This is a genomic window from Amycolatopsis sp. WAC 04182, assembly GCF_003947465.1.
GTDB lineage: Bacteria > Actinomycetota > Actinomycetes > Mycobacteriales > Pseudonocardiaceae > Amycolatopsis.
Genome location: NZ_QHJJ01000008.1, coordinates 535674 through 548945, shown reverse-complemented (window position 1 = coordinate 548945; position 13272 = coordinate 535674). Strand labels below are relative to the sequence as shown.

Below are 13272 nucleotides of genomic sequence, written 5' to 3'. Positions count from 1 at the left end.
CGGGACACCACCGAATGATCCCGCCCAATCCAGGCCCCAATCTCCCGAAACGACTTCCCCTGCCTCAACCCGAACGCGATCAACTCACGCTCCACCGAACGCAACGGCACACCACGCGACACGAAACACCCCCTCGCTACCCAGAACGATCATTATCCCCGGCCGGTGCACTGACCATCTGAGCCCGAGCTTGAGGGGTGTCCGAGACTTTCCTTCCCGAGTTGCCGCAGGAGTTGTGGCGTGCCGGCAAGCTGGAGCTTGCGCATGGCGTGCAGCAGTCCTTGCAGGTGATTCGGATGGCCACTGCCGGGTTGGGGCGGTTTTTGGCGGAGATCGAGTCTCGGGGTGTCAAGGACTTGTATGGGTATGGGTCTACTGCTGCGTGGTTTGCGGATGTGGCGGGGTTGTCGCGTGGTGAAGCTGGTCCGGTGGTGAAGCGGGCGATCGCCCTGAACCCGACCCGCGCCTTGGACGGCACCGAGGTTCCTGCTGTCGCACCGGCTACTGCCGCGGTCGCCGCGGAAGGTTTGGTCGGGGATGAGCGGATCGACCAGATCCTGGAGATCTTGAAGAAGCTCCCCGCCGAAGACCGCGTCAACGCCGAGAAGATCCTCGCCGATCTCGCCCCGAGTGCCGGTCCCCGGCAACTCGCCGAGGCTGAAGCGAACCTCCTCGCCTTGCTCGACCCCGACGGCAACGAACCCAAGGATCCCGAACCTGCCGAGCCGCGCCGGGAAATCACCCTGGAACGCCGCAAAGACGGCTTCTGGAAACTCACCGGGCTCCTTGATGACGAGACCGGTGCCCGCACCGCCGCCGCCCTGGAGGCCTATGCCCAGCCGCGGCCGGTGGACGAGTTCGGGCAGGCGGATCTGCGGATGAAGTGCGAGCGCATGGGTGATGCGTGGGTCGACATCCTGGATCTGGCGATCGCGTGCCCGGATCAGCCGGGCACCAGCGGCTACCGCACCTTGCTGCATGTCACCATCGGACTCGACGAACTCAAATCCGGTCTCGGCACCGCGTGCCTGGACTTCGTCGGCACGATGACCGCCCGCGAAGCACGGCTGGCCGCCTGCGACTGTCTGATGTTGCCGGTCGTGATGAGCGCCGTGGGTGAGCCCTTGGATGTGGGGCGACTGCGGCGGTTCGTCACCCCCGGCCAGCGACGTGCATTGAACATCCGGGACGGGGGCTGCGCGTTCCCGGGCTGTCATCGCAAACCCAAGAACTGTCACGCCCATCACATTCATCACTGGGCAGACGGCGGCCCGACGGATCTCCGGAATCTGGTGCTGGTATGCGGTTTTCATCACCGGTTGATTCATCACGGTGACTGGGAAGTGCGGATGGCGGCCGATGGGTTACCGGAGTTCATCCCGCCGCAATACCGAGATCCGCTCCGACAACCCCGACGCAACACCCTCCACCACCGCTGAACCCGAGGAGCCCGCCAGCCACACCGGCGACGGGCCCCTCGCCATGCCCGCAGTCCTGGCTCGAACGTGCGTGACCGGACCGGTCATGCACGACTGTGTGGATTTCGGGTCATCCAACGTCCCGAAATCCACACAGTCCCGTACGAGAGGGCCGATCATGGCCGTGGCGTAACCAACCACAGGCGCCCTCTGCCATCCGCGCAACCCCGAAAGAACCCTGCGGGCAAGGCGCCTCTGACCGCGGACTACGGCCAGGCCGATCTGCGGAGGAAATGCGAGCGCATGATCGCCTGCCCGGAACCAGCGGGTATCGCACTCTCGTGCACACCCTCCACCACCGCTGAACCCGAGGAGCCCGCCAGCCTCACCGGCGACACCCCGACGAACCCGTGAGATCGGTGCCCGATTACGAGAGTTCGGGCTCCAACAAAGCGAGCACGTGGCGAAGGGCCCCTTCACTACCCTCAGGGTAGGCAAGGAGGCCTTCACGGACCACCGGCCGCTGGCGCCCGAGAACGATTCGGACCAGAAACAAACCGGCGACGGGCTGGAAAGAAAGGTCCCGCTTCCGCTCAGCGAAGGCTGGGGGTTCCTGCGAGCAGGAAGCGGGAGTTTGTGGCCGGTACGGGGGCCGCCTCTCGGCGAGTGGCTCGACACGGCTCCGGCCGAACCGGTATTCCGTGAAGGCGAGGGTTGAGGCCCGGGGGCACCATCCGTACCGACACTCTCTACAACGCACCACCGTTCGAAATGTTCCCCGGCACCGTTCCCGAATCGATGTGACCCGCGTCTACACTCGAATGTACGAAAAAGACCCGCCCCCGCTCTGCGAAGGCCTGGGGGTTACCTGCGAGCGGAGGCGGGAGTCAACAATTCATATAACGCGCCGACACTCGAAAACGTTCCCCGCTGGCAAGTGACGTGCGTCAACCCGAAAGCCGGTCGGACAAAAAGACCCGCTCCCGCTCAGCGAAGGCCTGGGGGTCACCTGCGAGCGGAAGCGGGAGTCAAGGCCGATACGGTGGGCCGCCTCTCGGCGAAAGGCACGACATGGCTCCGGCCGAACCGGTATTCCATGAAGGCGAAGGGTGAGGCCCGGGGGCACCATCCGTATCGACACCCTCTACAACGCCAGGACTCGGAAAATGTTCCCCGCGAAAAAGGTGACGCGCGTCAACACACGAATGCGGTAACGCTCAGCAGGGCGGCGGAACCTGATCGACCAGTTCTTCGGGAGCGGACAGCCGCCACGCCTCGTAGACCAATTCGTTCAGCTCGTCGGATTCGATGCCATCGAGGTACACGACCACCCAGCCGAATCCCCCTGCCGTGAACTGCACCTCGAAGACGTCGGGCCGCTCGGCCACGAGGGCTTCCTGTTCCGAGAGCGTCTGCTTCAGGCCGACGGTCTGGGTCCTCGGCCAGTAGTAGCCGAAGCGCTTTCCGCGCACGCTGAACGACTCCCACTCCTTCGCGTCGGATCGCTCGACGTCGGCGAGCGACTTCAGCATCCGGTGGAACTCGTCACTCGACACGCTCATCTTGAACCCCAAACCCCAGTGACTCCGTCGGCTTCAGTCTAAGGGCCCGGGTGGACCCTTCCTTTGAGGACGTCTCTCGGTAGATTCGCCGGAGGGAGATCCACTCGATCCGGGGAGCTGCGCAATGGACCGACCGGTCACGGCGGCAGAGTTGTTCGACGCCATCGGTTCCGCTTACGACGACGTCTTCGGACGGGCGCCGGTGGTCGACAGGGCCCTGCGGCATCTGCTGGACAGCCTGCCGCCGTCGTCGAGGGTGCTCGACATCGGCAGCGGAACCGGCAGGCCGGTGGCCGAGGACCTGTCCTCCGCCGGCCATCGGGTGACCGGGCTCGACGTGTCGCCGGTGATGATCGATCTCGCCCGCGAGCAGGTTCCCGCCGCCACCTTCGTCCACGGCGACGTGCGGGAATGGACCTCGCCGCCCGAGTCGTGGGAGGCCGTCTGCGCCTTCTTCCCCTTCCTCCAGATGCCGCGCAAGGACACCGAGGCCGTGCTCGCGAACATCGCGCGCTGGCTGGTGCCGGGTGGGCTCTTCGCGCTGGTCACCGTTCCGCGTGACGCCGAGGAGGTGCCGGCGGAGTTCTTCGGCCGCACCTTCCGCGTGACCAGTTTCGCCCCGGGCGACCTCGTCCGGCGGGTCGAGGCGGCCGGGCTGGAGGTCACCGGAACCCATTCGGAGCTCTTCACCGCGGACGAGCCGGGCACACCGCCGGAGGAGCATCTGCTGATCCTCGCCCGCCGTCCGGAGTGAGCATGCCGGTCGTCAGCGTGATCACCCCGGTCCACCCGCCGAGCCTGCTGTACTTGACCGAGGCGTACGAATCCCTCGCCGCGCAGGAACTCCCGCCGGGCTGGACCTGGGAATGGCTGGTGCAGGAGGACGGCGAGACCGGTCTGCTCGACGGCGTCCTCCTCGCCGACGAGCGCGTGCTGCCCGGCTCGGGGCGCCGCGGCGGCCCCGGAGTCGCGCGGATGATGGCGTTGTCCCGCTCCTGCGGCGAGCTGATCAAGGCACTCGACGCGGACGACCTCCTGGCACCTGGCGCGCTCGCAAGAGACATCGCGGCGCTGGAGGATCCCGAGATCGGCTGGACGACGTGCCGGGTCCTCGACCTCCTTCCCGATGGGACCACGGCAGGCGTCGGCAGCGATCCCGAGGAGGGACGGATCGAACGCGGCGCGATCCTGCGCCACTGGCAGCGCAACGGTTACGTGTCGTCGGTGGTGGCCGGGACGCTGTGCATCCGCCGCGACCTGCTGCTGGAGCTGGGCGGCTGGATGGCGCTGCCCGCGTCGGAGGACACCGGACTGATCCTCGCCGCCAACGCCTGCTCCGACGGCTACTTCGTCTCCACGTGCGGGATGTTCTACCGGAAGTGGGCCGGCCAGGTCACCCGGTCCGCGGCGCACAACGACGACGGCGAGCGGCTCGCTCGGATGAAGCTGATCGAGGAACGCGCCGAGGTCATGTTGGCACGTCGACGATGTCGAGCAACGCCTTCGCGCACAGATCCCGGATCTCGTCCCGGGTCAGCTTCCGGTACTTGAGCCAGTCGAGGCAGACCGCGACGACGAACGCCAGCCAGCCGCGGACGAGCACGCGCAGGGTCTCCGGCGGCTCACCGTCCGGGCACAGCACCTCGAGGATCCTGCGTCCCTGCTCGGCGAAGTTGTTGTCCAGGACTTCACGCACGCCGTCGACGGCGATCGACGTGCCCGAGTGCAGTGCCCGGTAGCCGTCCTCGTTGGCCTCGACGTAGCGCAGATACGCGTCGAGTCCGGCCGTCAACTGCTCCGCGACCGGAAGCGTGGGATCGGACTTGGTCATCTCGAGCAGGCGTTCACCCTGCGCCTTGACGACCTCGGTGACGAAGTCCCGTTTCGTCGGGAAGTAGTGGTACAGCAGCCCCCGGGACACCTCGGCGATGTCCGCGACCTGCTCGATCCACACGTCGTCGTAGGGCCGCTCCGCGAACAGGCGGGCGCCGATCCGCAGCAGCTGTTCCCGCCGCTCGGCGGTGCTCAGCCTGCTGCGGGGCTTCCCGGAAGTACTCGGCGCCATCCGCGCATCGTACTTACTTGACACCGGTTCAGTAACAGGCCACGCTCGCTATTGGATACCGGTTCAACAGCGCTCACCCTGGAGGGGCTCGATGGCCACCGCTCTCCCCCATCCCCCGCGACGGATCCCGCTGATCGGCGACGTGCTCGGCGTGTCGCCGAAGACGCCGGTCCAGGACTCGATGCGCCACGCGGCCGAACTGGGCCCGGTCTTCGAGCGCAAGGTGTTCGGCCGGAGCATCGTGTTCGTCAACGGCGCCGAGATGGTCGCCGACCTCTCCGACGAGAAGCGTTTCGCGAAGCACGTCACGCCCGCGATCTCGAACCTGCGCCCGCTCGGCGGGGACGGCCTGTTCACCGCCCACAACGAAGAGCCGAACTGGCGGCGCGCGCACGAGATCCTCGCGCCCGCGTTCAGCCGCAACGCCATGCAGCGCTACCACCCGACGATGCTGGCGATCACCCGCGAGTTGCTGGACACGTGGGACAGCGGTGGCGAGGTCGACGTCGCGGACGACATGACCAAGCTGACGCTGGAGACCATCGGCCGGACCGGATTCGGTTACAGCTTCTCCTCGTTCGAACGCGCCGAGCCGCATCCGTTCGTCGCCGCGATGGTCCGCACGCTGCGGCACGCGCAGCGAAGGGCGATCCAGCCGCCGGTCATCGGCCCGCTCCTCAGCCGCAAGGCGAATCAGCGCAACGAAGCCGACCTGGCGTTCCTCCACTCGGTCGTCGCCGACGTCATCGAGGCGCGCCGGAACGACCCGAGCACCGAAGACCTGCTCGGCCTCATGCTGAACACCACGCAGCCGAGCACCGGTGAAGCGCTGGACGAGGACAACATCCGGCACCAGATCATCACGTTCCTCGTGGCCGGACACGAAACCACGTCGGGCGCACTGTCGTTCGCGCTCTACTACCTCGCCGGGAATCCGGACGTCCTGGCCCGCGCTCAGTCCGAAGTGGACAAAGTCTGGGGCGAGAACCCGGATCCTTCCTACGAGGAAGTCGCGAAGCTCCGCTACGTCCGGCGAGTGCTCGACGAAGCGCTCCGGCTCTGGCCGACGGCGCCCGCGTTCGCGCGCCAGGCCCAGGTGGACACCGTCGTCGGCGGCGAGTATCCGATGCGGAAGGGACAGTGGGCGCTGGTCCTCATCCCGGCGCTGCACCGCGACCCCGTCTGGGGAGACGATCCCGAGTCGTTCGACCCGGACCGCTTCTCCCCCGAACGCAACCGTGCCCGCCCTGCCCACGTCTACAAACCCTTCGGCACCGGCGAGCGGGCCTGCATCGGGCGGCAGTTCGCCCTGCACGAGGCGACGCTGGTGCTCGGCATGCTGCTGAGCCGGTACGAACTGCGCGGTGACCCGTCCTATCGGCTGAAGGTGCAGGAGTTGCTGACCCTCAAGCCGGAGGGCTTCAAACTGCGGGTCTCGCTCCGCGACTGGGCGACGGTGTCCGCCTAGGATTTCAGTCCCGGTCACATCTCCGCTCGGGGATCCGTCAGTGCGGTGAAAGCAAGACGGAAACCCTGAAGGAGAACCACCATGGAAACTCGCATTCCGAACCCCGCCCTCGCGAACCCCGCCACCCTCAAGGCCTTGATCGCGCTGGCGGAGTCGACTGGCGACACCGGCGTCCCGAAGACCACGCACTACCTCATGCACGTCCGCGCGAGCCAGATCAACGGATGCAGCGGCTGCCTGGAGATGCACACCAAGGAACTGCGCAAGGCGGGCGAATCCGACGAGCGGATCTTCACCGTGGCGGCGTGGCGCGACACGGCCTACTTCACCGACGCGGAACGGGCGGCGCTCGCGCTGGCCGAGGCCATCACCCGCGTCGCGGACCGGGCCGACCCGGTCGACGACGAGGTCTGGAACGAAGCGGCTCGCCACTACGACGAAAAGCAGCTCTCGAGCCTGGTCCTGTCCATCGCCGCCATCAACACCTGGAACCGGCTCAACGTCGCCACCCGGCAGATCGCCGGCGCCGCCTGATCGACCTATTCGGCCTGCCGTAACTCCACACAACACTCGGCCGCGCCGGGAACGAGGGCCGCCTCCACGTTCCCGGCGCGCACGCCGTTCAGGAAACCGGCGAGGAAGGCCTGATTGATCCCGCAGACCAGCTCCGGGGCTTCCGCGGCCAGCGGATGGAACGGGCAGTTCCGCAGCCGGACGCAGGTCCTGCTGTCCCGGCTCGGCTCGAAGCCGTAGCGGCGAAGCACTCCTTCGGCCACGGTGAGCGCTCGTTCGGTGCCGAGCCTGCCGGGACGTGTTCGCGCTCGTTCTTCTTCGCCCGCCGTGAAACCGCGCTCCCCCGCGACTCGCAGCACGGCTTCCCTCGCGGTCTCACCGCTCCCCTCGGCGAGCACGGCCTCGGCGAGAATGCCCGCCAGGATCTCGTGACGCCGGGCGGGAAGCTGCACCTGGATGGCCTCGTCGACGGGCTCGTAGACCTTCGGCCTGCGCCCCACCTTCACCACCGGACCGGCCGCGAAGCCGAATCTGAGCAGCCCGGCCGCCACGAGCTTGTCGAGATGGAAGGCGGCGAGCTTACGGGAGATCCCGACCGCCGCGGCCGCCTCGTCCCGCGTGACAGGGCGCCTCGCGCGCCGGGCGTAGGCGTACATGCCGCGACGGAGGTCGTCGTCGAGCGCCGCCACCGCGGCGATGGCGGGGGTATCGAAGCCGTCCTGGTCTGGCACTGTCACGTTCACCACGATATCGCCTATCTCAACCGGCGGAACATTCTGGACTGCCGATCTACCATGTAGGATGAGCCACCGGGTGGCAAAACACCCAAAAGTCTTGGTTTAATACACTGGGGATCGCGCTCAGCCTAGGAGGCCCAATGTCCACTCCCGCCTTGCGCGTCGTGCACGAATCCGGGCCGGGGCCGGACCTGGTGGCGGCCGAAGCCGCGGCCGCCGATCTCCTCACCGCACTGGGCATTCCGCTGGACTCCGAGAGCCTCCGCGGCACGCCGGGCCGGATGGCGCGCGCGTACGCCGAGCTGTTCACCCCGCGGCCGTTCGATCTCACGACCTTCCCCAACGACGAGGGCTACGACGAACTCGTCCTCGCCAGGGGGATCCCGGTCCGATCCGTCTGCGAACACCACCTGCTGCCGTTCGTCGGAGTCGCGCACGTCGGCTATCTGCCGGGAGAGCGGATCCTCGGCCTGTCCAAGCTGGCCAGGATCGTCGAGCACTTCGCCTGCCGTCCGCAGGTTCAGGAACGGCTCACGAAGCAGGTCGCCGACTGGCTCGAAGAGCAGCTCGAACCGCGTGGTGTCGGCGTGGTGATCGAAGCGGAGCACTCGTGCATGACGTTGCGCGGGGTCCAGGCCGTCGGGTCGAGCACCGTCACCTCGACCCTGCTCGGCACGCTGCGTGAAGACGCTCGTTCGCGCCAGGAGTTCTTCGCGCTCACCGGGATCAACGGCTGACAGTGGGTTCTTGCGCGTAGGCCGCGGAGACGACCTCGCGGTCGAACACCCGCCAAGTGAGCGCGGAAACGATCACGGCCACCACGAAACCGGCCCAGTACGGCGTCGTCAGCCCGAACTTCGACGCCACCGCCCCGCCGAGCACCGCACCGACGCAGTTGCCGCCCGCGATGATGAACAGGCTGGTGCTGCCGACCCGGCCCAGCATGTCGGGCGGGGTGAGCCGCTGGCGCAGGGAACTGCCGACGATTCCCCACAGTGCGCCGTGTACCCCGAAGAGGAACAGGATCACCCCGACCACCGGCGCGCTCGTGCTCGTCGCGAGCACCAGGTGGGTCCCGGCCTCGATGAGCAGCCCGATCCGCAACGTCCACGTCGGCGTGCACCAGGCGATCAGCCGGTCGCCCAAGACCGAGCCGAGCAGCCCGCCCACCGCCATGCAGGTGAAGAGCAGACCGTAGCCGACCGAACCCAGCTGGAGCCGTTCCTTCGCGAGCAGCACCAGGACCGAGGTGGCCGCGACGAGCGTCAGGTTCAGCATCCCGATCAACCCGATCATGGTCCGCAGCAGACGCTGACCGGCGAGCCAGCGGAACCCCTCGGCCACCTCCGACCGCATCGACCGGCGCGCGACCGGCGCGCCGGTGTCGTCGCCGGGCCGTGACCGGTAGGCACCGGAGATCAGCCCGAGCAGCAGGGCGCTGACCGCGTACGTGCCGGCGTTGACGTAGAACGGGATGCTCGCCGCGACGCCGAACAGGAATCCGCTCAGCGGCCCCGAGAGCATGCCGTGGGTCAGCGTCGTTCCGGCGTACAGCCGCCCGTTCGCCCGCTCCAGCAACGCTTTCGGGACGATCGAGGGCAGCATCGCCCCGCCCGCCGTCCGGAACACGACCTCGCTCGCGTTGATCACGAAGAGGACGGCGTACAGCAAGGCGATGCTGACGTCCCCCGTCGAGATCGCGACGGCCAGCAGCGCGACGGCGGGTACGCGGATCCAGTCGAGGGTGATCATCAGCTTGCGCCGGTCCACCCGGTCGACCAGCACTCCGCCCGGCAGCGAGAACAGCAGCCAAGGCAGCCACGCCACCGCGAACCCGCCCGAGACCACGAGCGGTTCGTCGGTGCGGGACGCGATCAGCAACGGCGCCGCCACCGTCGCGAGACCGCTGCCCAGCGCGGACGTCGTACTCGCCGCCCAGAGCTTCACGTACCTGCCGTCGAGCCGCTCCCCCGTCATGAGATCAACGTAGCGACCGGTGACCGAACGGATGCGGAGTTTCACCCACAGCTGAGCGCCTGCCCCCTAGACTGCCCTTCCGTTCGGCCTGGGGAGGGGAGCACGGATGGTGCTGGTGCGCGACGTCGATCCGTCGATTCTGCTGATGAACAAGGCTCCAGGCGAGAAACTGGGGGCTTACCTGCCCAGGGACATCGACGCCCCGCTCAGGTCGGCGCTCGAGACCACGCCGTTCACCCTCCTCGTCCACGAGGTCTACTCGGGTGCGAGGCGATCGGCCTTGGAAGCCTTGACGATGACGTATGCCGGAGCGGAACTGGTCGTCGAGCCGGAGCTCGACGACCTCGTGACCGACCGGCGCGACGGCCGGGCAGTGCTCTGGCTCGACCGGAAACTGCCCCAAACCCTCGGCCGCGACCCCGCCGCGGTGGCCAAGTGGCTGGACAAGGATCCTCGGCGCCGGCTCCTGGGGCTGGTCGGTGAAAGCCAATACGACCACCCCGAACTGCGTGCGGCGATCGATCGCCTCGGGCCGACCGTTCTCCATATCGGCCCGGACCTCTCCGCCGCCGAACGCGAGGGAGCCAAGGCGATGTTCCCCGCGTCGGGGCCGATCCGCACGGTCGACGAGATCGCCGTCGCGCGCAAGCCCGCCGGTTCCGAGGTCAAGGATCCGGACCCCTTCCCCACGCACCTCGCCGATTACCGGCCCGACACCGACGACGGCGTCGACCGCCTCGGCATCGGGCCCGACGTGCGCATGCTCGCCGACCTGGTGGTCTCCCGGATGATCACCCCGCCCCTGTCGATCGGCCTGTTCGGCAGCTGGGGTTCGGGCAAGAGCTTCTTCATGCGCCAGATGCAACTGCGCGTCCGCGAACTCGCCGATTCCGCGCGGGCGGCCGAGACCGAGGCGGACGCGCACGGGAAGTCCGTGTCCTCCTACTGTTCGAGTGTCCGCCAGATCAGCTTCAACGCCTGGCACTACAGCGAAGCGAACCTCCTCGCCAGCCTCGCCACCCATATCTTCGACAACCTCGCCGCGAGCGGCGCCGAGAACGACCTTCAGCGCCAGGCCGATCTGCTCGCCGAACGCCGCAAGACCGAGAAGACGCTGCTCGGCAGGCTCAGTGCGGTCCGCCTCGAACGCAGAACCCTGACAGCCAGCCAGAAGCAGGCGAGCCGGAGGCGGCGGAAGCCGCGCGAGTACGTCCGCGCGGTCTTCGACAGCCTCACCGAGGCGGACAAGGCGTGGATCGCGTCCAGGATCGGTGTCGACCGGCCGACCGCCGAAGACCTCGAACGGCTGGCGCAGGAAACCGGCGGGCTGCGTTCGGACGTCGCCGAATTCTGGCGACGGCTGCGGCAGGATCCGGTTCCGCTGCTGGTGCTGATCGGCGGGCTGGTGACGGTCCTGGTGGTCACGCTGCTCGTCGGCCGGTCACAGGTGTCCGGAGTGCTCGGCGGGCTCACGGTGGTGAGTTCCGCGCTGACCGTCGTCCTGCGGATGCGCGCCAGCGCGGACCGGATCCACCAGGCGCTCGACAAGCTCGGCGGACCGTCCGAAGAGGACGAAGAGACCGAGCGGCGCCTCGCCGAGCTGGACGCCGAATCCGACCGGCTCGAAAAGGCGGTCACCGAACTCGCGCCCGGGCTGGACCTCGTGTCGTTCGCCGAGTCCCGGGTTTCGGACTACGTCGAGCATCTGGGCGTGGTCTCCTTGCTGCGCAAGGATCTCGAGACGTTCGCGACCATGCTCGCCGAGGTACCGCACGGTTCGGGGAAGATCGAACGGACCGTGCTGTACATCGACGACCTCGACCGCTGCCCGCCGAGGGTCGTCGTCCAGGTCCTCGAAGCCATCCACCTCCTGCTGGCGCTGCCGGTGTTCGTCGTCGTGGTGGGCGTCGACTCCCGCTGGCTCAAGAAGGCCGTCGAGCAGCACTACGAGGAGATGCTCGGCGACGACCCCGAATCCTTCGCCGAGAGCTACCTCGAGAAGATCTTCCAGGTGCCGTTCACGCTGTCCCCCATGGACGATCCAGGGTTCGCGGGGCTCGTGCGCGGGCTCGCCGACACCGAGGTCCCCGATACCACTCCGGCGACGGCCCCCGCCGGAACGGATCCGGCCACCGGCGACCGTCCTCCCCCGGCCGCGGTCGCTTCGCCTCCTCGCGCGGAAGCACCGGAACCGTCGTCCGCACAGTCCACAATAGACGTCCGACCTCCTCGGCTGGTGATTTCACAGGCGGAACTCGACTTCCTGCCGACGCTGGCCCCGCTCATCCGGTCCCCGCGGGCCGCGAAGAGACTGCTGAACCTCTACCGCCTCCTGCGGGCGCGGTTCGCCGGTGAGGAACTGGCCGGATTCCTCGCCGACGGTGACCGCGAGGCCCCGTTCCGCGCGGTGCTGGTCCTGCTCGCGATCCACGTCGGCCATCCGGAGGCCGTCGCGTGGTTCGCGAACCTCGACGGAACGGGCCCCGACGACAGCGCCCTCGAAATCGTGTCGTCGCTGAACGACCACGAACTGCGGCCGAAGCTCGAACGCGGCCTGTCCGGCGAAGGGTGGCCACTGCTGGCCGCGTCCTATCAGCGCTGGCTGCCGTTGGTGAACCGGTTCTCGTTCGCCCGCGACGACTGATCCCGCGACCGTTCGATGTCGGGCCCCCGGTAGAGCCGCTCCGGGATCCGCGCCAGTGTCGACGGATGGACCTGCGGGCCGAGGCCGTAGAGCTTCTGGAAGCTCATGATCAGCGGCCGCCACCGGTCGGGGTCGATCCGGTCGTCGGTACCCGGCATCCGCACGTCGTCGTGGACGTGGACGCGCCGCACGCGGACCTCGAACACGAGGACGCCGCCGCGTTGTTTCGGGTCGTCCTCCGCGAGCGGGTGGACGGCCTCGACGACGGCCTCCATCGTCACCGGGCATTCCGCGACGCGCGGCGGCCGGACCGTCTCCGAGGGGACCGGGGTGAGCCCGGCGCGGGCGAACTTGTCCGGTTCGTGCCGGTAGCCGCGTTCGTACTTGCGGGCCGGGACGGGATCCGACCCGGTGGTCAGCGCCAGCCTGTCGACGGCGGCCGCCATCGCGTCGGAAGGGAGATTCAGAACACATTCACGGCTGCGCATGAGATTCTGCGCCGTCTTCGCTTTCGCGCCCAGTCCGAGCATGCCCCGCCAGCCGAGCCAGAACGCCGACGACATCGGGGCCAGGTTCGGGGTACCCGCCTGGTCGACCGTCGAAAGGAGCACCACCGGGGTGCCGAAGTAGAGGATTCCCGGCTCGATACGGGTGTGCGCGGCCTCGGCCGCCGTCGTAGTAGCTGTCACGTTCGCCAGCTTCGCCGTCGAGCGCGCCGGAGACCGGCGAGAATCGGACGTCGCGATCGACACCGTCGGCGGACGGCTTCGCGCCGCCGGAGCACTTACCCTTTCCGAGGTGGCTCTCCTGGGCACGCGGTCGTTCGGAGTACTGCGTACGGCCGATTGCTGGTAGGTTCGCCGAACTTGAACGACGAAGGAGGCGCCG

Annotated in this window: 13 protein-coding genes; 7 read left to right on the top strand and 6 right to left on the bottom strand. The window is 68.1% G+C overall.

Translation table 11 applies throughout. From position 1 onward, the window contains the following. On the bottom strand, positions 1–95 hold a 95-nt coding region (locus DMH01_RS43760; protein WP_370323353.1), incomplete at its 3' end, for a helix-turn-helix domain-containing protein. Positions 96–197: 102 nt separating this feature from the next. Here DMH01_RS43760 and DMH01_RS37375 point away from each other — a divergent pair. Next, positions 198–1439 carry an HNH endonuclease signature motif containing protein gene (locus tag DMH01_RS37375; protein WP_125683303.1) on the top strand — a complete coding sequence of 414 codons (1242 nt, stop codon included), beginning with the start codon at positions 198–200 and terminating at the stop codon, positions 1437–1439. A gap of 1196 nt (positions 1440–2635) precedes the next feature. On the opposite strand, the gene DMH01_RS37370 is transcribed toward DMH01_RS37375, so the two are convergent. Then, positions 2636–2980, bottom strand: coding sequence for an MmcQ/YjbR family DNA-binding protein (locus DMH01_RS37370; protein ID WP_125683301.1), 345 nt, complete (start codon positions 2978–2980; stop codon positions 2636–2638). A 124-nt stretch (positions 2981–3104) separates the two neighbouring features. On the opposite strand from DMH01_RS37370, the gene DMH01_RS37365 reads away from it, so the two are divergent. After that, positions 3105–3734 carry a class I SAM-dependent methyltransferase gene (locus tag DMH01_RS37365; protein ID WP_125683299.1) on the top strand — a complete coding sequence of 210 codons (630 nt, stop codon included), beginning with the start codon at positions 3105–3107 and terminating at the stop codon, positions 3732–3734. A gap of 2 nt (positions 3735–3736) precedes the next feature. Further along, positions 3737–4531 (top strand): glycosyltransferase, encoded by a 795-nt coding sequence (locus DMH01_RS37360; RefSeq protein ID WP_125683297.1) that lies wholly within the window; start codon positions 3737–3739, stop codon positions 4529–4531. On the opposite strand, the gene DMH01_RS37355 is transcribed toward DMH01_RS37360, so the two are convergent. Then, positions 4449–5045, bottom strand: coding sequence for a TetR/AcrR family transcriptional regulator (locus DMH01_RS37355; protein ID WP_125683295.1), 597 nt, complete (start codon positions 5043–5045; stop codon positions 4449–4451). The genes DMH01_RS37360 and DMH01_RS37355 overlap by 83 nt on opposite strands. A 91-nt stretch (positions 5046–5136) precedes the next feature. Here DMH01_RS37355 and DMH01_RS37350 point away from each other — a divergent pair, with 91 nt between their 5' ends. Continuing rightward, positions 5137–6513: a cytochrome P450 gene (locus tag DMH01_RS37350; protein WP_125683293.1), complete on the top strand. Its 1377-nt coding sequence runs from the start codon at positions 5137–5139 to the stop codon at positions 6511–6513. 81 nt (positions 6514–6594) lie between these two features. After that, complete coding sequence (locus tag DMH01_RS37345; RefSeq protein ID WP_125683291.1) at positions 6595–7047, top strand: carboxymuconolactone decarboxylase family protein; 453 nt, start codon at positions 6595–6597, stop codon at positions 7045–7047. Between the two features lie 5 nt (positions 7048–7052). Here DMH01_RS37345 and DMH01_RS37340 read toward each other — a convergent pair whose 3' ends face one another. Beyond that, positions 7053–7769 (bottom strand): metalloregulator ArsR/SmtB family transcription factor, encoded by a 717-nt coding sequence (locus DMH01_RS37340; RefSeq protein WP_125683391.1) that lies wholly within the window; start codon positions 7767–7769, stop codon positions 7053–7055. Between the two features lie 134 nt (positions 7770–7903). Between DMH01_RS37340 and folE the strand changes: the two genes are divergently transcribed. Then, positions 7904–8500: a GTP cyclohydrolase I FolE gene (gene folE / locus DMH01_RS37335; RefSeq protein WP_125683289.1), complete on the top strand. Its 597-nt coding sequence runs from the start codon at positions 7904–7906 to the stop codon at positions 8498–8500. Here the strand turns inward: folE and DMH01_RS37330 are convergent. Next, a complete protein-coding gene (locus tag DMH01_RS37330; protein ID WP_125683287.1) occupies positions 8490–9740 on the bottom strand; it encodes an MFS transporter in 1251 nt (416 codons plus the stop codon). The two genes, folE and DMH01_RS37330, sit on opposite strands and share 11 nt — an antisense overlap. Positions 9741–9846: 106 nt before the next feature. Here DMH01_RS37330 and DMH01_RS37325 point away from each other — a divergent pair, with 106 nt between their 5' ends. Further along, positions 9847–12384, top strand: a complete 2538-nt coding sequence (locus tag DMH01_RS37325; protein WP_125683285.1) for a P-loop NTPase fold protein — start codon at positions 9847–9849, stop codon at positions 12382–12384. On the opposite strand, the gene DMH01_RS37320 is transcribed toward DMH01_RS37325, so the two are convergent. Continuing rightward, positions 12333–13073 carry a flavin reductase family protein gene (locus DMH01_RS37320; protein ID WP_199745764.1) on the bottom strand — a complete coding sequence of 247 codons (741 nt, stop codon included), beginning with the start codon at positions 13071–13073 and terminating at the stop codon, positions 12333–12335. The two genes, DMH01_RS37325 and DMH01_RS37320, sit on opposite strands and share 52 nt — an antisense overlap. Positions 13074–13272 lie beyond the last annotated feature (199 nt).

Coding starts and splice junctions, on each gene's coding strand:
- DMH01_RS37370 (WP_125683301.1), bottom strand. CDS start 2,980: ATGAGCGTGTCGAGTGACGAGTTCCACCGGATGCTGAAGTCGCTCGCC.
- DMH01_RS37365 (WP_125683299.1), top strand. CDS start 3,105: ATGGACCGACCGGTCACGGCGGCAGAGTTGTTCGACGCCATCGGTTCC.
- DMH01_RS37360 (WP_125683297.1), top strand. CDS start 3,737: ATGCCGGTCGTCAGCGTGATCACCCCGGTCCACCCGCCGAGCCTGCTG.
- DMH01_RS37355 (WP_125683295.1), bottom strand. CDS start 5,045: ATGGCGCCGAGTACTTCCGGGAAGCCCCGCAGCAGGCTGAGCACCGCC.
- DMH01_RS37350 (WP_125683293.1), top strand. CDS start 5,137: ATGGCCACCGCTCTCCCCCATCCCCCGCGACGGATCCCGCTGATCGGC.
- DMH01_RS37345 (WP_125683291.1), top strand. CDS start 6,595: ATGGAAACTCGCATTCCGAACCCCGCCCTCGCGAACCCCGCCACCCTC.
- folE (WP_125683289.1), top strand. CDS start 7,904: ATGTCCACTCCCGCCTTGCGCGTCGTGCACGAATCCGGGCCGGGGCCG.
- DMH01_RS37330 (WP_125683287.1), bottom strand. CDS start 9,740: ATGACGGGGGAGCGGCTCGACGGCAGGTACGTGAAGCTCTGGGCGGCG.
- DMH01_RS37325 (WP_125683285.1), top strand. CDS start 9,847: ATGGTGCTGGTGCGCGACGTCGATCCGTCGATTCTGCTGATGAACAAG.